Below are 20,524 nucleotides of genomic sequence, written 5' to 3'. Positions count from 1 at the left end.
GCTATCTGGGAAGCGCCACCGGCGCAGTGCGCGGCAGACGCAGAGTCATCGTCGTGCCCTGCCCGGGCACGCTTTGCACGTCAATGCGACCACCCAGCACATCGGTCACGATGTTGTGCACGATGTGCAAACCCAAACCAGACCCACCCTGGCCCATTCGGGTCGTGAAAAACGGCTCAAAGATGCGCTTCAGGTTGGCAGGCTCTATGCCTCGGCCCTGGTCACGCACCGTCAGCTCAATTTCGTCGCGCTCCAGCGCGCGCGCATGAATGCCGATCACACCGCCCTGACCCGGGACATAAGCATGAATCATGGCGTTGCTGATCAGATTGCTCAGCACCTGCCCCAGCGGCCCCGGGTAGCTGTCCAGCACCAGGTCGCTCGCGATGGATGTGTCCACGGTGCAAGCGCCCTCTTGAATGGTGGGGCCCATGGTCAACACAATCTCGGACACCACCTCCTGCAGGCCAAACTTCCGTCGTTGCGCGCTGGTCTGGTCAACTGCCACCTGCTTGAAACTGCGAACCAGTTCCCCGGCGCGGGTCAAGTTACGCGACAAAATGGCGCTGGCGTTGCGCGTGTCTGTAACAAACTGATCCAGAACAGAGCGTTTCAGGCCATCGGCCATGGCCTGGTTGAACGCGGAAATCTTGTGCTCCAGCGTGCTGGCTACGGTCAGGCCGTTGCCAATGGGGGTATTGAGCTCATGGGCAACACCCGCCACCAGTGAACCCAACGCCGCCATTTTTTCCGTGCGCACCAGTTCGTCCTTGGCGTGTTGCAGCGTTTCCAGGGCATGGGCCAATTCGGTGTTGGCCTGCTCAAGCTTGAGAGTGCGCCTTTGCACGCGGTCTTCCAGCTCCTGGTTGAGTTCACGAATCTCCATCTCAGCCGCCCGCTGCCGGGTAACGTCCTGCACCGCAAGAAGCATGTACTTTTCACCGTCCGACTCAAAGAGACTGGCAGAAACCTTGCAGTAATACAAATGCCCTTGCTTGTGCAGGAACGTGACATCGAAACTGCGCACCTCGCCATCCCGGCGAAGTTGGGCCAGCAGTTCTGTGCGCTGCTCTGGCACAGCCCAGACCTGCAATTCCATGGAGGTGTGGCCAATGGCTTCCTCGGGTGGGTAGCCGGTCAAGGCCTCCCAGTTGCCATTGACCTCGACAAAACGGCCGTCCGCAACCCGCGTGATGGTCAGGGTGTCCGGGACAAGATCAAAAACTTTGGCCAGAATTGCTTCGCGTTTGCGGGCCTCGCCCGTCCCTAGCAAATTCCCCTCGGACTCCATCTTGTACTACCCCTCCTTAACGGGCATGCGCCCTTGTCGAAAGTCGTTGGCCACCCAGCAAAGAAGGCATGCCACTGTGATCGCCCGACTGGATGAACACCGACACCGTTTGTACCAGTTCTTGCGCCTGCGATTTCAGACTGCTGGCCGCAGCCGCCATTTCCTCCACCAGCGCGGCATTCTGCTGGGTTGCCTGGTCCATCTGCGTGACGGCATCGCCCACCTCCGCAACCCCTGCAGCCTGCTCTGAGCTGGCTGCACTGATCTCACCCATGATATCGGTCACCCGGCTGATGCTGCTGACCACCTCCGTCATGGTGGTACCGGCCTGGCCCACCAAGGCGGAACCTTGCTCCACGCGCTCTACGCTGGCGCCAATCAGGCTCTTGATTTCTTTCGCCGCTTCAGCCGAACGGCCAGCCAGGCTGCGGACTTCCGAGGCCACGACCGCAAAGCCACGGCCCTGCTCGCCGGCCCGTGCGGCCTCGACTGCAGCATTCAGTGCCAGGATGTTGGTCTGGAACGCAATGCCGTCAATCACACCAATGATGTCGGAAATCCTGCGCGAGGCATCGTTGATGCCTTGCATGGTTTCAACCACCTGGGCCACGACCTGGCCACCCTTGATGGCAACGGCACTGGCACTCATGGCCAGCTGGTTGGCCTGACGCGCACTTTCCGCCGACTGCTTCACGGTGCTGGTCAAGGTCGACATGTTGCTGGCCGTGCGCTGCAAATTGCTGGCAGTCTGCTCGGTCCGGTCGCTCAGGTCCTGATTGCCGCTTGCAATCTCGGCCGAGGCGACTTCAATCCCCGTGGCACCGGATCGCACACTGGCCACCGCTGCCTCCATGCGATGGAGCGTCGCTTTCAATGCATTGCCGCCGTCGGTCGTCGAAGAAACGCCGGCCACATTGAGCGAGATGCCATCGGAGCGGTTCACGCTGGCAACCAGATGTCCCAGCTCTTCACCCTCGCGCGCGGCGTGGCTCATTTGTACAGCAAGGACAACCTCGACGCCAGACTGAATCACCACATACAGCGCATGCAACAAGATACGCATGAAGCTCGCTTCGGTGGTGCAATACACGCCCAGCCCCGCCGCCTGCATGCGATCGAATACGACATGGTGCACGGCAAAAAGCGCCGCGCCAAAAATAATGACTTTCCAATCAAGGTAAACCAGCAAAAACGCCAGCACCACGAAAACGCCAAAATGCAACTCGATCATGCCGCGCGCCAGCTGAATATGCAGCGCGACAAATGACACCAGGACAAAGGTCAGCACATACCGACTTGCGCCCGAGTTCCTGGTCAAGGCGAAGCCCACGCCCGCGATCGCAAGGAGGGCGATGGTGGTGCCGATGGCCAGCCCCGATTCAACAAATTGAAGCCCGAGAACGGCACTCGCTACGGCACTCATGCCGATCGCTACCAGCAAAATCCGATCGCCCAGGTGGGTGAGTGACGACGCACCCCTGTTAACAGCATTTTCTGACATAGGGGGGTCTTTCACAAAAAGGCCAACGCGCAGAGAAAGTGCTCTGCTGGATCAGTATGCGCCTGCTATCGTGTTTAGGCAATGCGCTGCCTGTCCGTCAAGGGCGGAGGGCAGCATCCACTTTGGACTGAACCCAGGCGCTTGCTTCGTCCAGTCTTTCAAATGACTTCCACGGCACGTTGAGACTGGCAAAAATCTTCTCAAAATGCCGCAGCATGATGCTGCGCCCCTCCACCGTGGGTGCGACCACCCAGGCCACCGCCACATTCGGCTTGGTTTTCGTGAGGTGCATCTGCATGCCCATTGTATAGGCGTCCAGTGCATCCTGGGACATCAGCATGCTGGTGTAGAACTGCACAATGGTCGCGGAGGCGGGGCCCCGGTCGCCCCATTCCTCAACGATGGCGCGACGCGCCTTGCCCAAGGCCAAAATCGCTTCCAGATTGAAAGGGCCTTCGGCACGGTAGATGCAGATATTTTCTTCGACGTGCACCTCCAGGCGCCCGTGGGGCCTGTATCTGCCATCGGCAAAATCGTCGGTTGAATGGGATCCGGGCATGTCTTTGCAACAACTACATTGGTATCTGTGCCGCAGAAACGTGCGGCACCGACATTCTAAAGATCACCACGTGCAGCCGGTAGATCAGGTGCACTAAAGCTGGCTGGCCGCATTGGCATGCAACGTGCGAAATCGTGATGTGCTCAAACGATCAGCGGATCTTCCTGCATCGCTTCCATCTGCTCTTCAAGCATCTGCACCTGGCCTTGCCAGTAGTCGCTGGAGCCAAACCAGGGGAAGTTGATGGGAAAAGTCGGATCGTCCCAGCGGCGTGCCAGCCAGGCGCTGTAGTGGATCAGGCGAAGGGTGCGCAAGGGCTCAATCAGGGCCAGCTCGCGCCGGTCAAACTCGCGGAACTGCTCGTAGCCGTCGACGAGCGCGCCGAGCTGGCGCGTGCGCTGCTGGCGGTCCCCGCTGAGCAGCATCCACAGATCCTGCACCGCAGGGCCACTGCGCGCATCGTCCAGGTCCACAAAGTGCGGGCCCGGACCTTTGCTGGCCGGTGAGTCCAGTGGCGTCCAGAGGATGTTGCCGGGATGGCAGTCGCCATGCAGGCGCAGCCGCCGGATCGGCTCGACATCTGGTTCATTTTGGCCTCTACCCCCAGTTAAACATGCATAGTTAGCTATTAAATCAATAGCACCCTGTGATGCCTTGGCCCAGGCCGATTGCACATCGAGCGGCACTTTGTCGTTCTTCAGCAGCCACTCGCGCGAATCAATGCCAAAGCCTTGCAGGTCCAGCGCGGGCCGACTCACAAAGGGGCGGGCGGCACCCACGGTATGAATGCGGGCCAGAAAACGGCCAATCCACTCCAGCACGTCGGGGTCGTCCAGCTCGGGGGGGCGACCACCACGACTGGGGCTGACACTGAAGGCAAAGCCCGCAAAATGATGCAGGGTCGCGCCATTCAGCACAAGCGGGCCGATGACAGGAATTTCGGCAGCCATGAGCTCGGCAGAAAATGCATGCTCCTCCAGAATTTGCGCCTCGCTCCAGCGCTCGGGCCGGTAAAACTTGGCGACCACCACGGTGCTGTCTTCCAGGTGCAGCTGGTAGACGCGGTTTTCGTAAGAACTCAGCGCGAGCTGCCTCCCATCACCATACAGCCCCACGCTGGCCAGTGCATCCATGACCACATCGGGCGTGAGCGACTCAAAGGGATGACGGCCCGCAGGGGACAAGGCAGAAGAGGAAGAGAGTGACACCATGCCCGTATTGTCGTGCTTGCATGGAAAGCCTCCGAAATCGGCGCTGAACCGCGTGGGTTGCTAAAACGGCGCGTCCAGATCGGGGTTCCAGACGGGCTTCAATTTCGCGGCCGCCTCCACCAGTTGTTCAAACGGCAGACTCTGCTTGACCAGAATGACGGTGCACGGTGCATCCATTGCCACCTTGATGGGCACGGTGGCCACGAAACGCTGTGTTTTCAGGCCATGCGTGGCCGCGCCCATGACGATGACACTGACCCGATTGCCCACGGCGTAGTTCACCAAGGCTTGCGCCACGTCGCCCGACTCAATCACGTGAAACGAGGTCTGATGCCCCATCAGGTCCAGCGGCTGAGCCCACTGGCGCAGATTGGCCAGGTAGCGGCGATGCACACTGGTTTCGCTTTTTTCGTCGCTTGAGGCGTTGGTGTCGCCGGACGAGATAACGGTGACGCACGCCAGCCTGGCGCCCGGACGCGTGCCCAGCGTCCTGCCCACGGCTTGCCGCAGTGAATACAGCGTCGCGTCCGTCACATCCCAATGCGGCAGGGCCACCATGACAATCGGCACTTCCTCGATCTGCTGGGCCGGAAGCGGGCTGGGTTGGTACTGCATGCCCGCAGCCCTGAGCCAGCGCTTGAAATGGGTGCCAAACCCCGTGCCTTCGACATTTCGCCCGCGCTCGGTCACCGTCACCTGCTCAGGGTGACGCAGGTCAAACGCCAGATGCGCGGCCGAAGGGTAGCGCTTGGCGGCCACAGGGTCCAGGCAACGCAGGATGACTTCCTGCAACCACTCCGGCAATTGCGGCTGCAACTTGCGCGGAGGTGTTGGATCAACCCACAAGCGTTGGCGCAAGCCGCCTTCGGTTTGGGGCACGCCAAACGGCAGCTTGCCGGTGGCCAGTTCGTAAAGCATCACGCCAATGGCAAAAATGTCGCTGCGCGGATCGCCTCTCACACCCACCACTTGCTCCGGTGCAATCCAGGCAGGCGAGCCTACCGCTTTACGCAGTTGCTCGGCCAGCAGGTCTGGGTACATGGCGTTGCAGGACAGACCGAAATCCAGCAAAACAGCGCTGCCGTCGGGGCGGATCAGCACATTGGCGGGTTTCAGATCCAGATGAACCGTGTTTTGCTGATGCAAGCTGTGCACCGCCAGCGCCACGGAAGCCCCCAGGCGCGCGAGCTCGTCAACACCCGGTCGCTCGGGTGCATCCAGCCAATGCTGCAGGGTCTTGCCCTGCACATACTCCATCACCAGGTAGGGCACGTTTTCCAGATCACCGGCAGCCACAAAGCGCGGCACATGCGGGCCTGACAGCACCTGCATGATCTGGTGCTCCACCTCGAAGCTGACGATGTTCTCGGCCCCATCGCCTGCCGTCATGCGGGGGATCTTCATGGCCAGCGGGAAACCGGGGTCGCGCGCGCCCTGGGTGTAACGCACGCGGTAGATGTGGGCCATACCGCCGGAATGGATGCACTCCTCGATCGTAAAACCATCGAGCTCCGCGCCAGGCTCCAAAAGTTTCATCGTCCCACCTCCAGTCGGTCGGCGAAGAAGGTCGGCAAGCCAGCCTTGCGGATGGCGGCAGCAGCGGCCTGGTGGTCATAGGAAACGCGTTGGAAGCTCAGTTGCAATTTGACGCTGTCAAACAGGGCATACATGGCCTGTGGATTGCCATCGCGCGGCTGCCCGACCGAGCCGATCGTGGCCAGCCAATGGCGATGCCGGGGCACGGGCACGGCGATGCCGGGGGTGGGCGCAAACTTCATCAAGCCGGAGTCCACGCCACGGTAATAGAGGGTCTGCATGTGCACATGGCCACCAAACACATGGCGCACCTCGGGCATGTCGGCCGCCGCATCCAGGCTGGCCTTGGCCGCGCGCTCGTCATACACATAACGCCAAAGCTCGGGGCCATCCAGGCTGGCATGCACCAGCAAGGCAGTCCCCTGTTGCAGGGTCATGGGCAAATCGTCCAGGAATTTTCGCTGGCTGTCGTTGAGCTGCAGGTGGGTCCAGGCGGCAGTGCTGTCGCCGATGGTTCGGACCTCTACCGGAGGCTCAACCGCCATCTCATCATGATTGCCCTTGATGAGCAGGGCCCCCTCACCGGCCAGGCCCTGCGCCCGACTGACAACAGCGACCGGATCGGCACCATAACCCACCAGATCGCCCAGCAGGGCAAACTGCTCCGCCCCCTGGCTGCGGGCATGCGCCAGACAGGCCTCAAAGGCCTGAATATTGGCGTGAATGTCTGACAGCAAAGCCAGCTTCATGATGTTCCTTGTGTGCGTAAGGAAACATCATGCCTGAAGCGGCTGACGACAAAATTGCAGTGTCGTGGCGGAGCTCAACCCCTCAATTCAGGGTCAGCATATGTCCACGGCGCGGATCGCCCCGCCCACCCAGCACGTGACGGTAGGCGGTCTCAACCGCAGCCACGCCCTGGTGATGGTCCACCACCAGCCAGGGGTTGACCGGATTGCCGACCTTGGCCACGAACAGCTTCCAGGCCTGCACCAGGCGCTGACCCAAGCCTTCAGCGCCCCAGTCGGTGTTGCGCTTCTTGATTTGCGCTGGCGCAAAAAACAGAGTGGCCCGGGGACCGGGCAGACCTTTGGAGCCGCCAAGATTTTCGACGTGCGTCCCACCGATGGAACTGCTGTGCTTCAGATTTTTGAATCGCGTATGAATCGCCATGCGCAGGTCTGAGTTGCCGGCAAAGTCGATGTAGATGCAAGGTGCATTGGCGTCAATTTGATCGAGCTGGTCATAAGTGAGCACGCGGTGGTAGCAACCGAGGCTCTCGCAAAATGCCACATTGCCGGGCGATGTCAGACCAACCAGTTCGATACCCTGGCGCTGCGCCATCTGGAACGCCGTACCGTAAGCCGTTTTGCTGGATGCGCTGGACAGCAGCATGACGCCGGGTTTGCCACCAGGGACCACCGCACCGAAGAAGTCGTTATCGGCCAGGAAGTCGTCAATCAGCCACGACGTCATGAACAGGGGGCGCAGCAGGGCTTGCGTGTCTTCGGTGTCCGCCTTGTAAAACGGATCAGCGCTGCAACGCAAATACTGGTTGTAGACGGGGTGAAGTTCCGCACGGTGCGGGGCGCCATCCGAAAAACCGGTTGGCGACACGCGCTTGGGTTGCAGCACCACGCTGCTGGACATGGGGTAGTAGCCGTACAGCCGTTCACCCACCGCCAGATCGGGATGCGTGGACTCCACCACCGTGGCAAAACCCCACACCGGGATGCGGCCCCATGCTGCGCCATCGGGTGCAGTAACAGGGAAAAATGACCAGTAGTTCATCGCATCGCCGAAAGCGGCGTAAGTGATGTTGTTGGAGGTCAGCGCGAATTTATCGATGCGCAGGCGGATTTCGCCGTCAGCTAGGGGCTGTTGCGGGGTGCTGCGCAATTCGGTGGTGGTGAGCTGGTCCTTGCGAACCAAAAAATCAAGGGTATTCATGGTTACACGATAAACGAAACGGCCTGCGCCGGCAATCGGAACAGGCCGCCAAGGTGACAGGCCGCCATCCCTGGCAAGCCAGGGAATTCGGGTCAGGCCAGGGTAATGGTGACTTCGATATTGCCGCGCGTCGCGTTGGAATAGGGGCAAACTTCATGCGCCTTATTGACCAGCGCCTGGGCCACGGCACGATCCATTCCTGGCAGGCTCACGACCAGTTGGACTTCAATACCAAAACCGGCCGGGATCTGGCCAATGCCAACCGTGGCGTTGATGGAGGCATCTGCGGGCATGGCCAACTTTTGCGTTCCAGCCACAAATTTCATTGCACCAATGAAACAGGCGCTGTAGCCAGCGGCAAACAGCTGCTCGGGATTCACGCCGCCGCCGGCACCACCCATTTCCTTGGGCACGCTGAGTTTGAGGTCAAGCAGACCATCGGAAGACTTGACCGTGCCGTCACGGCCGCCGGTAGCAGTGGCGTGGGCTTTGTAAATGACTTTTTCGACTTTGGCGACCATGGTGGTTCCTGAAAAGAATGCTTCTTGTTGCGAAGCGGGTTGTGAAATGGGTAAGTTGTCAGCCAACGAGCTGGCGACGCAAGGCCTGAATTTTTTGGGTCAGCGCCACCAGATCGGGCACCGATTGCCGGGTCGTACCAAGCACGCAGGCCGGGACTTGGGCCGCCCGCGTTTTCAACTTGCGGCCTGCGGCGGTAAGAGAAATCTGCACGCGTCGTTCATCTTGCGGGGACCGGACGCGCGCCAGCAAGCCGGCCGCCTCCATGCGCTTCAGCAAGGGAGTAAGCGTGCCCGAGTCCAAAAACAGCCGCTCGCCCAACTCCGAGACCGACACGTCATCCTGCTCCCACAGCACCAGCATCACCAGGTACTGCGGGTAGGTCAGTTCCAGCGCTTCCAGCAGCGGCTTGTAGAGCTTGGTCATGGCCAGCGAGGTGGAGTACAGCGCAAAGCACAACTGGTTATCCAGCAGCAGTGCGGGATCGGATTTGACGGATGAATTTTGCGAAGGCATGATCGAATTATAGTGTGCAATTAAATTGCGTGCAATTTAATTTGGAAATCTGACCCAGGGCGTGCATGGATCAGGGATTCGGGGGGGGGCGGATCAGCGACCGGTAAACCGGGCGTCACGCTTCTCGACGAACGAGTTCACGCCTTCGATTGCATCGTCGCTGTTGGACAGACGCTGCTGCACATCAAAGAAGTCCTGCACGGCCACCATCGGCCCATGCTCGACGGCCTTGAGCACATTCAGGCGCGTCGCCACCACAGCCAGGGGTGCCTGGGCGGCAATGGTGTCGGCCAGGCGCAAGGCCTCAGCCAGTTCCTCGCCCGCCGGCACCACTTTTTGTACGAAGTTCAGGCGCAAGGCCTCGGCACTGCCAAACTCGTCGCCGGTCAGCAGATGCAGCATGGCATTGCCCAGGCCAGCCCGTTCGGTCATGCGCAAGGTGGCGCCCCCGGTGGCCATGATGCCGCGCTTGACCTCCAGTTGCGAAAAGCGGCAATCATCTGCAGCCACCACAATGTCGGCCGCCAGCATCAGTTCGATGCCCAGTGTGTAGGTAATGCCCTTGACGGCAGCCACCATGGGTTTGGTCCGGCGTCGGTAGCCGGGCAGCCCGAGGTTGACAGGATCCACGAGGCCCAGGGGAATCGCCTTTTCGCCCCGGCGCATCAGGGGGGCGATGGTCGGCAGGTCCAGCCCGGCCGTGAAATGCGCACCAAACGCATGCAGCACGCCAACGCGAAGCCCGGGGTCATCATCCAGCAAGGTGTAGGCTTCGCCCAACTGGCGAAACATGGCGGGCGTGAAGCCGTTGCGCTTGGCCGGGCGATTCATCCCGATCATCAGCACATGGCCGCGCCGCTCGCAGGTAATACAGCCATCGAAAGGAATTGTGGCGTCATTCATGTCTATCGCTCCTCTGCGTCAAATCTGAAACGTTGAATCGTGATCGAAATCAACCCCTTTGCACGTCACCCGGGGGACAACCCTATACCCGCCTGCAGGTGTTTGCGTTAACGTGCGGTGCGGGCTTCACCAGATGATCGACTTGATGCACAGGACGCCCCGGAGAAATTCATGTTTGACTACATCATCATCGGCGGCGGTTCTGCCGGCTGCGTGCTGGCCGCAAGGCTGTCTGAAGATCCTTCTGTCAATGTGGCCCTGCTCGAAGCGGGCCCGGTCGACAAGAGCGTTCTGATTCATTGCCCCGCCGGACTGGCCCTGATGGCCAAGAGTGGCGAAGCCAACTGGAAGTTTGACACGGTGCCCCAACCCGGCCTGAACGGCCGCAGCGGCTACCAGCCGCGCGGCAAGGTGCTCGGGGGCTCCAGCTCGGTGAACGCCATGATTTACATCCGTGGCCACCGTGATGACTATGACCAGTGGGCCGCTCAGGGCAATCCTGGCTGGGGCTATGACGACGTGCTGCCCTATTTCAAACGGGCCGAGCACAATGAACGCGGCGCAGATGCCTTTCACGGTAGCGGCGGGCCGCTCAATGTGATGGATTTGCGCAGTCCCAACCGCTTTGGTCCGGTCTTTGTCGAAGCGGGCAAGCAGGCCGGCTATACGCACAACCCCGACTTCAACGGTGCGAGCCAGGAAGGCGTGGGCATGTACCAGGTCACGCATAAAAACGGAGAGCGCTTCAGTGCCGCCAAGGGCTATCTGACACCCAACCTGTCGCGACCCAATCTGCATGTCTTCACTGGTGCTCACACCACCCGCATCCTGATGGAGCGCAAACGCGCCACGGGTGTTGAATTTCATCAGGACAGCCAGGTGAAACAACTCAAGGCCTCGCGCGAGGTGCTGCTGTGCGCGGGCGCCCTGCAATCGCCCCAGATCCTCATGCTCTCCGGCATTGGAGCGCACGCCCACCTGCTGGAAAACGGCATTGCCACGGTGCATGATCTGCCCGGCGTGGGCGAGCACCTGCACGACCACGTGGACGTGGTGCAGATTGCCGATGCGCCACAGGCCAAGGAGCTGTTTGGCTTGTCGCTGAGCGGCGTGGTCCGGGCCATCCAAGGCATTTTCGAGTGGCGCAATCACCGCACCGGTATGCTGACCACCAATTTCGCCGAGGCGGGCGGCTTCATCAAGAGCCAGCCCAGCGAGCCTGTTCCGGATCTGCAATTGCACTTTGTCATCGGCAAGCTGGTCAATCACGGGCGTACCACCACCTTTGGCCACGGCTATTCGTGTCACGTGTGCCTGTTGCGTCCGCGCAGCCGCGGCAGCGTCAAGCTGGCGGGCAAAGATCCACTGGCCGCACCCCTGATCGATCCCAATTTTCTGGGCGACCGCGACGACATGGACCGCATGGTTCGCGGCTTCAAGCTGATGCGCCATATTCTTTCGCAACCTGCACTGGGGGGGCGCTACGGCAAGGAGTTGCCGGCATCTGCCGCCGCCCAAACCGATGCACAGATCGAGAACTTCATCCGCGACAACGCCGACACCATTTACCACCCCGTTGGAACTTGCCGCATGGGCAATGGCCCGCTGGACGTGGTGGACGCGCAGCTGCGGGTGCACGGCATTGAGGCCCTGCGCGTGGTGGATGCCTCTATCATGCCAAGCGTGGTGGGCGGCAACACGAATGCACCGGTCATCATGATCGCGGAGAAGGCCGCGGACATGATCAAGGCCGCGCAGCAGGCGGCCTGACACCTGCAATACAATGATTTTTCGCTTGGGCGCTGCTGCTTTGACATCAGTAGCCAGCCGCCCTGTCCCGCTTCAATGCTCCCTGGAAACGACCACCATGCAACCCACGGCAAAACCCCAAAACCCCAACTTCTCATCCGGCCCTTGCAGCAAACGTCCCGGCTACAACGTGGCGGACTTGCAGCTCAACACCTTGGGGCGTTCGCACCGCTCGGCACTGGGCAAAAAGGCCTTGGGTCTGGCCTGCTCCGAAACGGCGCGGCTGCTGGGTTTGCCTGAAGGCTACCGGGTAGCCGTCGTGGCCGGCTCTGACACGGGCGCGGTGGAAATGGCGCTGTGGTCCTTGCTCGGGCCGCGCGGCGTGGATGTGCTGGCCTGGGAATCGTTTGGTTCGGGTTGGGTCACCGACATCGTCAAGCAGCTCAAGCTGCCCAATGTCAACAAGCTGGAGGCGGGCTATGGCGACATCACCGACCTGTCCAAAGTCAACTTTGAAAACGATGTGGTGTTCACCTGGAACGGCACCACCTCCGGCGTGAAAGTACCCAACGGCGACTGGATTCCTGCCAACCGCGCGGGCCTGACCATTTGCGATGCGACCTCGGCTGTATTTGCCATGGAGTTGCCTTGGGACAAGCTCGACGTCATCACCTATTCGTGGCAGAAAGTGCTGGGAGGCGAAGGCGCCCACGGCATGCTGATCCTGAGCCCGCGCGCCGTGCAGCGGCTGGAGAGCTACACCCCGCCCTGGCCCATGCCCAAGCTGTTTCGCATGACCTCGGGCGGCAAGCTCACCGAGGGCCTGTTCAAAGGCGAGACCATCAACACCCCTTCCATGCTGTGCGTATCCGACTATCTGGACGCACTGGCCTGGGTGGAGCGCATTGGCGGCGTAAAGGCCACCATGGCCCGCAGCGAAGCCAACCTGAAAGTCATCTCCGACTTCGTGGCCGCCAACGACTGGATCTCTTTCCTGGCCAGGGACCCAGCCACACGCTCCAACACCAGCGTCTGCCTGACGCTGAAGCTCGCCGAGGACCAGGTCAAGCAAGTAGTCAAGTTGCTCGAAGCCGAGGGCGTAGCCTACGACGTGGGTGCGTACAAGGACGCGCCGGCCGGCATTCGCATCTGGTGCGGCGCCACCGTGGAGTCAAGCGACTTGCAAGCCCTGATGCCCTGGCTCACCTGGGCCTACAAAAAGGTCAGCAGCTGACCGACGGTCAACGTACCGCCCACACCCCCACTGAAAGTCACCGCCCATGTACAAAGTTCGAACCTACAACCAGATCTCGGTCAAAGGCCTGGACCGGTTTTCAAGACAGTTCTATGAAGTGGGCAGCGACATCGGGCATCCCGATGCGTTTCTGATTCGCAGCCAGAAACTGCACGGCGAGCCGGTGCCAGCATCCCTGGTGGCGGTGGCACGCGCCGGTGCGGGCACCAACAATGTGCCGATCGCAGAGTACAGCAAGCAGGGCATTGTGGTCTTCAATACACCGGGCGCCAATGCCAATGCAGTGAAGGAGCTGGTCATGGCCGGCATGTTGCTGGCCACGCGTGGCATTTTGAGCGGCATTCAATATGTGCAGACCCTGACCAGCATGACCGATGCCGGTGAAATGTCGCAGCTCCTTGAAAAAGAAAAGGCACGCTTTGTTGGCGGCGAAATCAAAGGAAAAACGCTGGGCATCGTGGGCCTGGGGGCCATTGGTTCCATGGTGGCCGACATGGCGCTGGCCATGGGCATGAAAGTGGTGGGCTTCGATCCGGCCCTGTCGATCGACGCGGCCTGGCGACTGTCCAATGAAGTCACCCGCATGGAAAATCTGCCCTCGCTGCTGGCGCGGTCTGACTATGTGTCTTTGCATGTGCCTGCCATGGACGCCACGCGCCACATGATCAACGCCGAAGCCCTGGCTGGCATCCGCCAAGGCGCGGTGTTGCTCAACTTTGCACGCGAAACCATCGTCGACTCGACCGCGGTACTGCAGTGCCTGGACAACGGCAAACTCGGCCGCTATGTGTGCGACTTCCCCGAACCCGCCATGCTGGGCCACGCCAAGGTCATCGCGATGCCGCATATCGGCGCGAGCACCGAGGAATCGGAAGAAAACTGCGCTGTGATGGCGGCCAACCAGCTCATTGACTACCTGGAAAATGGCAACATCAGCAACTCGGTGAACTTTCCTGCGGTGAACATGGGCCGCACCCCGGGAACCACCCGCATCACCTTCTTGAACGACAACGTATCGGGCGTGCTGGGCCATGTGCTGTCGGTCCTGGCTGACAACAAGGTCAACGTGATCGACATGGTCAACAAAAGCCGGGGCGAATTGGCCTACAACATCATTGACGTGGCGAGCACACCGAGTGACTCAGTCGCCGCTGCCATTCAGGCCATAGAGCACGTGATTCGGGTCCGGGTCATTCACTGACCCTATCCACGAAATCGTCTTCGGGTCAACGCCAAAGCAATCCAGAAACCGCCAACCGCGTAACCAGTCAACACCAGAAAATGGCGCAACGGATGCGTCGGCCACTGGTCCATGAACAGGGGGCGCACCAGCTCGACGGCGTTGGTCAATGGCAGCCATTGCGAAATGGTGCGCACCACCTGCGGCAGTTGGTCCAGCGGAAAGAAGATGCCACTCAGGAACATCATGGGCGTGAGAAACAGTGTGAAGTAGTAGGTGAAAAAATCGTAGCCTTTGGCCAACGCGTTGAAAATCAGCGCAATGCAGCTGAAGGTGATACCCACCCCCAGCAACACCGGCCAGGCCACCAGCAACTTCGGCGAATAGCTGATACCCAGCACCAGCATGACGCCCAGAATGGCCGTCACCGTGAACAGGGACTTGAACGCTGCCCACAACATTTCGGCCAGCACCACGTCGTCCAGCGTCACCGGCGCATTCATGATGCCGTCCCAGGTCTTCTGCACATGCATGCGCGAGAAGGCGGAGTACAGCGCCTCAAACGAGGCTGCCTGCATGGCGCTCATGCAGATCGAGCCGCTGGCCAGGAACAGTATGTAGGGCACCTTCACATCGCCGCCCACGCCGGGCATGTTGACCTGACCCACCAGCGCGCCCATGCCGTAGCCGAAAGCTACCAGCCACATCAAAGGCTCGGCGATGTTACCCACCAGACTCGGGATAGCCAGCTTGCGCCAGACCAGCAGATTGCGAAGGAACACCGGCCAAAAGCGCAGGGAAAGCTGGGGCGCGCGCCACACGCTTTGTGTAGTGGCATTCAATGTGCGAGTCGTCATGTTAGGCATCCTCCCTGATTTGGCGACCGGTGAGTTTGAGGAACAGATCCTCCAGATTGGCGGGCCGGTGCAGGGTGCGCAGTTGTGGATAAGCGGTCAGCGCCTGCAGCAACGGCTGGGCGTCCTGCGTGTAGAAAAACACGGTTTCGCCGCTCACCTCCACACGGGCGGCCAGGGCCTTCAGCGGCGCGTCCAGCAGCGTCTGCGCACCGTTGCCATAGACCTCCACCACATCCGGCTCCAGGTGCTGGGCGATCAGGTCGCGCGGTGCGCCTTCCGCAATTTTCCGGCCATGGTCCAACACCAGCAGACGCGAACACAGGCGCTCGGCCTCGTCCATGAAATGCGTGGTCAACAAAATGGACTTGCCTTGCTGCAGCAAGAGCTGCAGTCGCTCCCACATCAGGTGGCGCGCCTGCGGGTCCAGCCCGGTAGTGGGCTCATCCAGCATCAGCAACCGGGGATCGTTCACCAAAGCGCGCGCCAGGCTCAAGCGACGCTTCATGCCGCCGGACAGCTCGCCCGGCTTGGCATTCGCCTTGTGCGTGAGGGAGGCGAACTCCAGCAACTCAGGAATGCGGGTGCGGATCTGCGCGTCTTTCATGCCAAAGTAGCGGCCATACACCAGCAGGTTTTCCGCGCAACTGAAGTCGGGGTCCAGCGTGTCCATCTGGCTGACGACGCCGAGCTGGGCCTTGATGGCCAGGGCGTTTCGCGGCATCTGCAAGCCGAAGGCGGTGATGCTGCCCGCATCCGGCACACTCAGGCCCAGGCACATCCGGATGGTGGTGGTTTTTCCGGCCCCATTGGGCCCGATCACACCCAGGCACTCACCGGGACGGATGACAAAAGACAGATCCTCGACCACCGTGCTGTCGCCGTAGCGCTTGCGCAAACCCTGCACAGATAAAATTGACGTTTCCATGGTTTGATTGTGACCCAGGCCGCAAGCCCCGGGCAGACGCAAGCCTTACTTTCCACCCCAACCTGGACGCAGCAAGGCGTTTTTGACATGACCACACTCGGCACCCCCCTCTCACCCCAGGCCACCAAAGTGATGCTGCTGGGCTCCGGCGAGCTTGGCAAGGAAGTCCTCATCGCCCTGCAACGCCTGGGCGTGGAAACCATCGCAGTGGATCGTTACGACAATGCCCCAGGCCAGCAGGTAGCCCATCACGCACGCACCATTACCATGAGCGACCCCGCGCAGCTCAAGACCCTGATCGAAGCCGAGCGCCCACACCTGGTGGTGCCCGAAATCGAGGCCATTGCCACCCCGATGCTGGAAGAACTCGAAGCCGCAGGCGTGGTGCGCGTCATCCCCACCGCCCGCGCCGCGCGCCTGACCATGGACCGCGAAGGCATCCGCCGCCTGGCCGCTGAAACCCTGGGGCTGCCCACCAGCCCCTACAAGTTCTGCGATTCACTGGTCGAACTGCAGGCGGCCATTGATGGCGCAAACGGCAAAGGCATTGGCTACCCCTGCGTGGTGAAGCCGGTGATGAGCAGCTCCGGCAAGGGCCAAAGCAAGATTGATGGCCCCGCAGACGTGCAAAAAGCCTGGGACTATGCGATGGCGGGCGGCCGCGTGACGGGCGGGCGCATCATTGTGGAAGGCTTCATCGACTTCGACTATGAGATCACCCAATTGACCGTGCGGGCCATATCGTCGAAGGAAGGCGCCGGTGGCCAGATCGAAACCCATTTCTGCGAGCCCATCGGCCACATCCAGGTCAGCGGCGACTACGTGGAAAGCTGGCAGCCGCACCCCATGCAGCCGGCTGCGCTGGAAAAATCCCGTCAAATAGCGAAAGCTGTGACCGACAACCTGGGTGGCCAGGGCCTGTATGGCGTGGAGCTGTTCGTCAAGGGCGATCAGGTCTGGTTCAGCGAAGTGTCACCGCGTCCGCATGACACCGGCCTGGTAACGCTGACCACGCAAATCCAGAGCGAGTTCGAGCTGCATGCGCGCGCCATCCTGGGGCTACCGGTCAACACCGCCTTGCGCAGCCCCGGCGCCAGTGCCGTGATCTACGGTGGCGTCGAAGCCAGGGGAATCGTGTTTGAGGGTGTGGACGAGGCCCTGCGGGTACCCAACACCGACCTGCGCCTGTTTGGCAAGCCTGAGAGCTTCTTGAAGCGCCGCATGGGTGTGGCGCTGGCATTTGATGCCGATGTGGAAGTGGCACGCCAGAATGCCAAGCTGGCGGCCTCCAAGGTCAAGCCGAAGGCGGCTTGACATTTGCTTTCAAATCAATAGCGGACCAGGTCCGCTGGACGAGGGCTAACGCTGTGGGCGAATGCGATAAATCGCATTATTCATGTCGGCCGACATGTAGATGCTGCCGTCGGCACCCACCGCAACGCCCGTCACGATGTAGGGCGGTGGCATACCGGGTCCACCGGGCATGCCGATCGGCAGATTTTCTGCCACCGTACGGCGCGTGCCGTTGGCCGGGTCAATTTCCACCAGGCGTTTTGCAGCGCTTTCGGCCACGATGAAGCTGCCCCAGGGGGTTTGAGCCAAGCCCTCAGGCAAAGCCAGCCCATCGGCCACGGTGGTCTTGGCGCCATCCGCCATGTTGACGCGGGTGAGTTTGCCTGCTGCCTCGGTCACATACAGGGCACCGTCTTTGCCAAGCACCATTTGCACCGGACCGGCCAGCCCCTGGGCAATGACCTTCTTGTCGGCAAACTTGTCGCCGCTGGCACGGGTGATGCTGCCGGTGGCAATTTCAGCGTAAACCACGCTACCGTCGGCCATCGGAATGGCATCAAATGGCGCCTTCAGGCCATGCAGCATGGCGCTGGTTTTGAGCGTGCTGCGCTCTACCATCTGCACGGTACCGGTGAACCAGGAGGTCAAGGCAAAGTGGGTGGCGGAGACGCCCACGGCAAACGGGTACTCCATGTCGGAGGCCTGCATGCGGAAAATATCCTTCACCTCGCCGGTTTTGGTATTGACGTTGCGGAAACCGAAAATATCGGTTACCCACAGGTCATCGCCATCCACCTTGAGGCCTGCGGGCACTGCGACCTTGCCGCCCGTCACCACGCTGACAGCACCGGTGGCCGGGTTGTAGGCCTCGATCGAGTTGTCCGCCATGTTGGACACATAGATCGTGCCATCCGGCGCAATCGCCAGATTGTCCAGCGCGGGCTTGAGCTGCTTGACCACCGTCTTGCGGCCCGTTGCCAGCTCCACCCGGCACAATTCGCCGGTCTTGGTGTCCAGCACCCACAGGTTGCCCTTGCCATCGAGGTTGGCAGCGGCGGGCACCTTGAATTCGCTGTTGATGACGGTCACATCACCATTGGCCGGATTGATCTTGACGACCTGACCCTTGAACCACAAAGGCCCGTACAGCATGCCATCGGGGCCGACTTCAAAGCCGTTGAAACCGCCAAGGTCTTTTTTGATCAAGCGCGGGGCGGCCTTGCCAGCCACGTCAATCTCCCACAGCGCATCGCCCAGGAATACCTGCGATGCGTAGAGCTTGCCGTTGCGACGGTCGAAGTCCAGCGAATTGATACCGGGCAAATCCTTGGCCAGCACGCGCAAGGGGGCTGCGTCGCTTTCGCGGTAGCGGATCATGCCCATCATGTAGTTGGTCCAGGCCAACTCACCCTTGGGGCCTACGGCGATATCGTCGGCTTGTCCCTCAGGCGCGGGCACCATTACGCGGGCGGCGCCGGTCTTGCGGTCCACTTCCCACAAGGTGCTGCCCACGACCGAGCCGGCCAGCAGGCGGCCCTTGGTATCCACGGCGAGGCCGTGAACGCCAGTGAACGATGAGGGGGCTACCAGCACCTCCGGCGCAGACCAGGCTGCGGGTCGGGAGGGTGCCATGGAAGTGCAGGCACTGAGAAGCAGGGATGCCGCAAGCAAGCTCGCGGCGAATGGTCGAATCATGGTTGTCTCCTTTGTTATGGGGAGAACCAGTCTAGTAGTCGGCACACCGACTGAAAGTCACCCGTGAGACAAACGCCAAAACCTACTGAAAAGCCACCTCGGCAAAGCTGCGCAGCTTGCGGCTGTGGAGCTGGTCAACGCCCTGTTCGCGCAGCAGCTCAATCGCGCGGATGCCGATGCGCAAATGCTGGTCCACCCGCTCGCGGTAGAAGTGATTGGCCATGCCGGGCAGCTTGATCTCGCCATGCAGGGGTTTGTCACTGACGCACAAGAGCGTGCCATAGGGCACCCGAAAGCGGAAACCATTGGCCGCTATGGTGGCGCTCTCCATGTCCAGCGCCACCGCGCGGCTTTGGCTGAAGCGGCGCTGCGGGCCGTTGTCGGGCAGCAGTTCCCAATTGCGGTTGTCGGTGCTGGCCACGGTGCCGGTGCGCATGATGCCCTTGAGTTCCGCTCCCTTGAGCTGCGTCACCTGCGACACCGCGGCCTCCAGGGCCACCTGGATTTCCGCCAGCGCGGGAATCGGCACCCACAGGGGCAGTTCTTCGTCCAGCACATGGTCTTCGCGCACATAGCCATGGGCCAGCACATAGTCGCCCAGCTGCTGCGTGTTGCGCAGGCCGGCACAGTGGCCCAGCATGATCCAGGCATGAGGACGCAGCACGGCGATGTGATCGGTGATGGTCTTGGCATTGGCCGGGCCGACGCCAATGTTGACCATGGTGATGCCGGTGCGGTCCGCGCGCATCAGGTGGTAGGCCGGCATTTGCGGCAGGCGCGGCGGCACCTTGCCGAGCTCATCGCCTGCCCCGGCGGGCATGCCAACGCGGCGCGTCACCACATTGCCGGGTTCGACGAAGGCGACATAGTCGCTGTCTGGATCGGCCATGGCCTCATGCCCCAGGCGCACAAACTCATCAATGTAAAACTGGTAGTTGGTGAACAGCACGAAGTTCTGAAAATGCTCGGGCGCGGTGCCGGTGTAGTGGCGCAAGCGCTGCAGCGAATAGTCAAGCCGCGGTGCCGTGAACAGTGACAAAGGCTGGGGTTCACCAGGACGCGGCTCGTAGGTGCCGTTGGCAATGCCATCGTCCATGGCAGCGAGATCGGGCAGGTCAAACACATCTCGCATCAACTGACGGCGCTGCGCACTCAGACTGCCCTCGACATGGTCGTTCTCCGCAAAGGAAAAATGCACCGGGATGGGCTGTGAACTGGTGCCAATTTCCAACTCCACCTGGTGGTTCTTCAGCAGCAGGGAAAACTGTTCCAGGTAGTAATCAGCGTACAAATCCGGTCGGCTCAGGGTGGTCTCAAAGCGGCCGGGGCCCGCCACAAAACCGTAGCTTAACTGGGCGCCATCCTGGGAGGTCAGGCGCGAGACGGTGTCCGTCTGTACCCGCACAAACGGATAGCAGGCACGCACATGGCCGGGCAGGGTTTCGCCCGCCACAAAGCGTTGCATGGCATTGCGCAGATGGGCGATGCTGCCATCGTAAATCTCGCGTACTTTGGCCAGTGCAGCAGCCGGGTCAGTGAAACGGGAAGGGGCAATAAAGGCGGGCAGGTAAGGCATAACGCTAT

Annotated in this window: 18 protein-coding genes; 4 read left to right on the top strand and 14 right to left on the bottom strand. The window is 61.1% G+C overall.

The annotated features are described in order from the left end of the window. Position 1: 1 nt before the first annotated feature. The 10 genes from IV109_RS01290 to IV109_RS01245 form a co-directional block, all read right to left on the bottom strand. Complete coding sequence (locus IV109_RS01290; RefSeq protein WP_296691138.1) at positions 2-1,291, bottom strand: ATP-binding protein; 1,290 nt, start codon at positions 1,289-1,291, stop codon at positions 2-4. 16 nt (positions 1,292-1,307) lie between these two features. Beyond that, the gene (locus IV109_RS01285) at positions 1,308-2,792 is read right to left on the bottom strand and encodes a methyl-accepting chemotaxis protein (RefSeq protein WP_296691136.1); all 1,485 of its coding nucleotides are present in this window, start codon (positions 2,790-2,792) and stop codon (positions 1,308-1,310) included. A 97-nt stretch (positions 2,793-2,889) separates the two neighbouring features. Then, positions 2,890-3,351 carry a hypothetical protein gene (locus IV109_RS01280; protein WP_296691135.1) on the bottom strand — a complete coding sequence of 154 codons (462 nt, stop codon included), beginning with the start codon at positions 3,349-3,351 and terminating at the stop codon, positions 2,890-2,892. A 143-nt stretch (positions 3,352-3,494) separates the two neighbouring features. Next, positions 3,495-4,562, bottom strand: coding sequence for a serine/threonine protein kinase (locus tag IV109_RS01275; protein WP_296691132.1), 1,068 nt, complete (start codon positions 4,560-4,562; stop codon positions 3,495-3,497). Between the two features lie 60 nt (positions 4,563-4,622). Further along, the gene (locus IV109_RS01270) at positions 4,623-6,098 is read right to left on the bottom strand and encodes a bifunctional serine/threonine-protein kinase/universal stress protein (protein ID WP_296691130.1); all 1,476 of its coding nucleotides are present in this window, start codon (positions 6,096-6,098) and stop codon (positions 4,623-4,625) included. Then, the gene (locus IV109_RS01265; RefSeq protein WP_296691127.1) at positions 6,095-6,847 is read right to left on the bottom strand and encodes a metallophosphoesterase family protein; all 753 of its coding nucleotides are present in this window, start codon (positions 6,845-6,847) and stop codon (positions 6,095-6,097) included. The genes IV109_RS01270 and IV109_RS01265 overlap by 4 nt, the downstream gene beginning before the upstream one ends. Positions 6,848-6,929: 82 nt before the next feature. Next, positions 6,930-8,048 (bottom strand): DUF2855 family protein, encoded by a 1,119-nt coding sequence (locus IV109_RS01260; protein ID WP_296691124.1) that lies wholly within the window; start codon positions 8,046-8,048, stop codon positions 6,930-6,932. Positions 8,049-8,140: 92 nt separating this feature from the next. Then, positions 8,141-8,569 (bottom strand): organic hydroperoxide resistance protein, encoded by a 429-nt coding sequence (locus IV109_RS01255; RefSeq protein WP_296691121.1) that lies wholly within the window; start codon positions 8,567-8,569, stop codon positions 8,141-8,143. Positions 8,570-8,627: 58 nt separating this feature from the next. Then, positions 8,628-9,083 (bottom strand): MarR family transcriptional regulator, encoded by a 456-nt coding sequence (locus IV109_RS01250; protein WP_296691119.1) that lies wholly within the window; start codon positions 9,081-9,083, stop codon positions 8,628-8,630. 93 nt (positions 9,084-9,176) lie between these two features. After that, positions 9,177-9,986, bottom strand: coding sequence for a crotonase/enoyl-CoA hydratase family protein (locus IV109_RS01245; RefSeq protein ID WP_296691117.1), 810 nt, complete (start codon positions 9,984-9,986; stop codon positions 9,177-9,179). Between the two features lie 171 nt (positions 9,987-10,157). On the opposite strand from IV109_RS01245, the gene IV109_RS01240 reads away from it, so the two are divergent. The 3 genes from IV109_RS01240 (at position 10,158) to IV109_RS01230 (ending at position 14,191) form a co-directional block, all read left to right on the top strand. Next, positions 10,158-11,756: a choline dehydrogenase gene (locus tag IV109_RS01240; RefSeq protein ID WP_296691115.1), complete on the top strand. Its 1,599-nt coding sequence runs from the start codon at positions 10,158-10,160 to the stop codon at positions 11,754-11,756. Between the two features lie 97 nt (positions 11,757-11,853). Then, complete coding sequence (locus IV109_RS01235) at positions 11,854-12,969, top strand: phosphoserine transaminase (protein ID WP_296691113.1); 1,116 nt, start codon at positions 11,854-11,856, stop codon at positions 12,967-12,969. A gap of 46 nt (positions 12,970-13,015) precedes the next feature. Next, the gene (locus IV109_RS01230) at positions 13,016-14,191 is read left to right on the top strand and encodes a phosphoglycerate dehydrogenase (RefSeq protein WP_296691111.1); all 1,176 of its coding nucleotides are present in this window, start codon (positions 13,016-13,018) and stop codon (positions 14,189-14,191) included. Between the two features lie 2 nt (positions 14,192-14,193). Here IV109_RS01230 and IV109_RS01225 read toward each other — a convergent pair whose 3' ends face one another. Continuing rightward, a complete protein-coding gene (locus IV109_RS01225; protein WP_296691108.1) occupies positions 14,194-15,027 on the bottom strand; it encodes an ABC transporter permease in 834 nt (277 codons plus the stop codon). A gap of 1 nt (position 15,028) precedes the next feature. Further along, complete coding sequence (locus IV109_RS01220) at positions 15,029-15,952, bottom strand: ATP-binding cassette domain-containing protein (protein ID WP_296691107.1); 924 nt, start codon at positions 15,950-15,952, stop codon at positions 15,029-15,031. Positions 15,953-16,039: 87 nt separating this feature from the next. Between IV109_RS01220 and purT the strand changes: the two genes are divergently transcribed. Beyond that, positions 16,040-17,266: a formate-dependent phosphoribosylglycinamide formyltransferase gene (purT, locus tag IV109_RS01215; RefSeq protein ID WP_296691104.1), complete on the top strand. Its 1,227-nt coding sequence runs from the start codon at positions 16,040-16,042 to the stop codon at positions 17,264-17,266. A gap of 45 nt (positions 17,267-17,311) precedes the next feature. Here the strand turns inward: purT and IV109_RS01210 are convergent, their stop codons facing one another. Together IV109_RS01210 and IV109_RS01205 are read right to left on the bottom strand one after the other, a co-directional pair. Further along, positions 17,312-18,940 carry a PQQ-binding-like beta-propeller repeat protein gene (locus tag IV109_RS01210; protein WP_296691101.1) on the bottom strand — a complete coding sequence of 543 codons (1,629 nt, stop codon included), beginning with the start codon at positions 18,938-18,940 and terminating at the stop codon, positions 17,312-17,314. An 82-nt stretch (positions 18,941-19,022) separates the two neighbouring features. Then, complete coding sequence (locus IV109_RS01205; protein ID WP_296691099.1) at positions 19,023-20,516, bottom strand: AMP nucleosidase; 1,494 nt, start codon at positions 20,514-20,516, stop codon at positions 19,023-19,025. Positions 20,517-20,524 lie beyond the last annotated feature (8 nt).

Source organism: Rhodoferax sp. (genome assembly GCF_018780565.1).
GTDB lineage: Bacteria > Pseudomonadota > Gammaproteobacteria > Burkholderiales > Burkholderiaceae_C > Rhodoferax.
The sequence above is the reverse complement of the archived record's forward strand: the minus strand, read 5'-3'. Positions and strand labels throughout refer to the sequence as shown.

What these genes read in the sequence shown, in the direction of transcription:
- IV109_RS01290 (WP_296691138.1), bottom strand. Translation starts at nt 1,291, where the DNA reads ATGGAGTCCGAGGGGAATTTGCTAGGGACGGGCGAGGCCCGCAAACGC.
- IV109_RS01285 (WP_296691136.1), bottom strand. Translation starts at nt 2,792, where the DNA reads ATGTCAGAAAATGCTGTTAACAGGGGTGCGTCGTCACTCACCCACCTG.
- IV109_RS01280 (WP_296691135.1), bottom strand. Translation starts at nt 3,351, where the DNA reads ATGCCCGGATCCCATTCAACCGACGATTTTGCCGATGGCAGATACAGG.
- IV109_RS01275 (WP_296691132.1), bottom strand. Translation starts at nt 4,562, where the DNA reads ATGGTGTCACTCTCTTCCTCTTCTGCCTTGTCCCCTGCGGGCCGTCAT.
- IV109_RS01270 (WP_296691130.1), bottom strand. Translation starts at nt 6,098, where the DNA reads ATGAAACTTTTGGAGCCTGGCGCGGAGCTCGATGGTTTTACGATCGAG.
- IV109_RS01265 (WP_296691127.1), bottom strand. Translation starts at nt 6,847, where the DNA reads ATGAAGCTGGCTTTGCTGTCAGACATTCACGCCAATATTCAGGCCTTT.
- IV109_RS01260 (WP_296691124.1), bottom strand. Translation starts at nt 8,048, where the DNA reads ATGAATACCCTTGATTTTTTGGTTCGCAAGGACCAGCTCACCACCACC.
- IV109_RS01255 (WP_296691121.1), bottom strand. Translation starts at nt 8,569, where the DNA reads ATGGTCGCCAAAGTCGAAAAAGTCATTTACAAAGCCCACGCCACTGCT.
- IV109_RS01250 (WP_296691119.1), bottom strand. Translation starts at nt 9,083, where the DNA reads ATGCCTTCGCAAAATTCATCCGTCAAATCCGATCCCGCACTGCTGCTG.
- IV109_RS01245 (WP_296691117.1), bottom strand. Translation starts at nt 9,986, where the DNA reads ATGAATGACGCCACAATTCCTTTCGATGGCTGTATTACCTGCGAGCGG.
- IV109_RS01240 (WP_296691115.1), top strand. Translation starts at nt 10,158, where the DNA reads ATGTTTGACTACATCATCATCGGCGGCGGTTCTGCCGGCTGCGTGCTG.
- IV109_RS01235 (WP_296691113.1), top strand. Translation starts at nt 11,854, where the DNA reads ATGCAACCCACGGCAAAACCCCAAAACCCCAACTTCTCATCCGGCCCT.
- IV109_RS01230 (WP_296691111.1), top strand. Translation starts at nt 13,016, where the DNA reads ATGTACAAAGTTCGAACCTACAACCAGATCTCGGTCAAAGGCCTGGAC.
- IV109_RS01225 (WP_296691108.1), bottom strand. Translation starts at nt 15,027, where the DNA reads ATGACGACTCGCACATTGAATGCCACTACACAAAGCGTGTGGCGCGCG.
- IV109_RS01220 (WP_296691107.1), bottom strand. Translation starts at nt 15,952, where the DNA reads ATGGAAACGTCAATTTTATCTGTGCAGGGTTTGCGCAAGCGCTACGGC.
- purT (WP_296691104.1), top strand. Translation starts at nt 16,040, where the DNA reads ATGACCACACTCGGCACCCCCCTCTCACCCCAGGCCACCAAAGTGATG.
- IV109_RS01210 (WP_296691101.1), bottom strand. Translation starts at nt 18,940, where the DNA reads ATGATTCGACCATTCGCCGCGAGCTTGCTTGCGGCATCCCTGCTTCTC.
- IV109_RS01205 (WP_296691099.1), bottom strand. Translation starts at nt 20,516, where the DNA reads ATGCCTTACCTGCCCGCCTTTATTGCCCCTTCCCGTTTCACTGACCCG.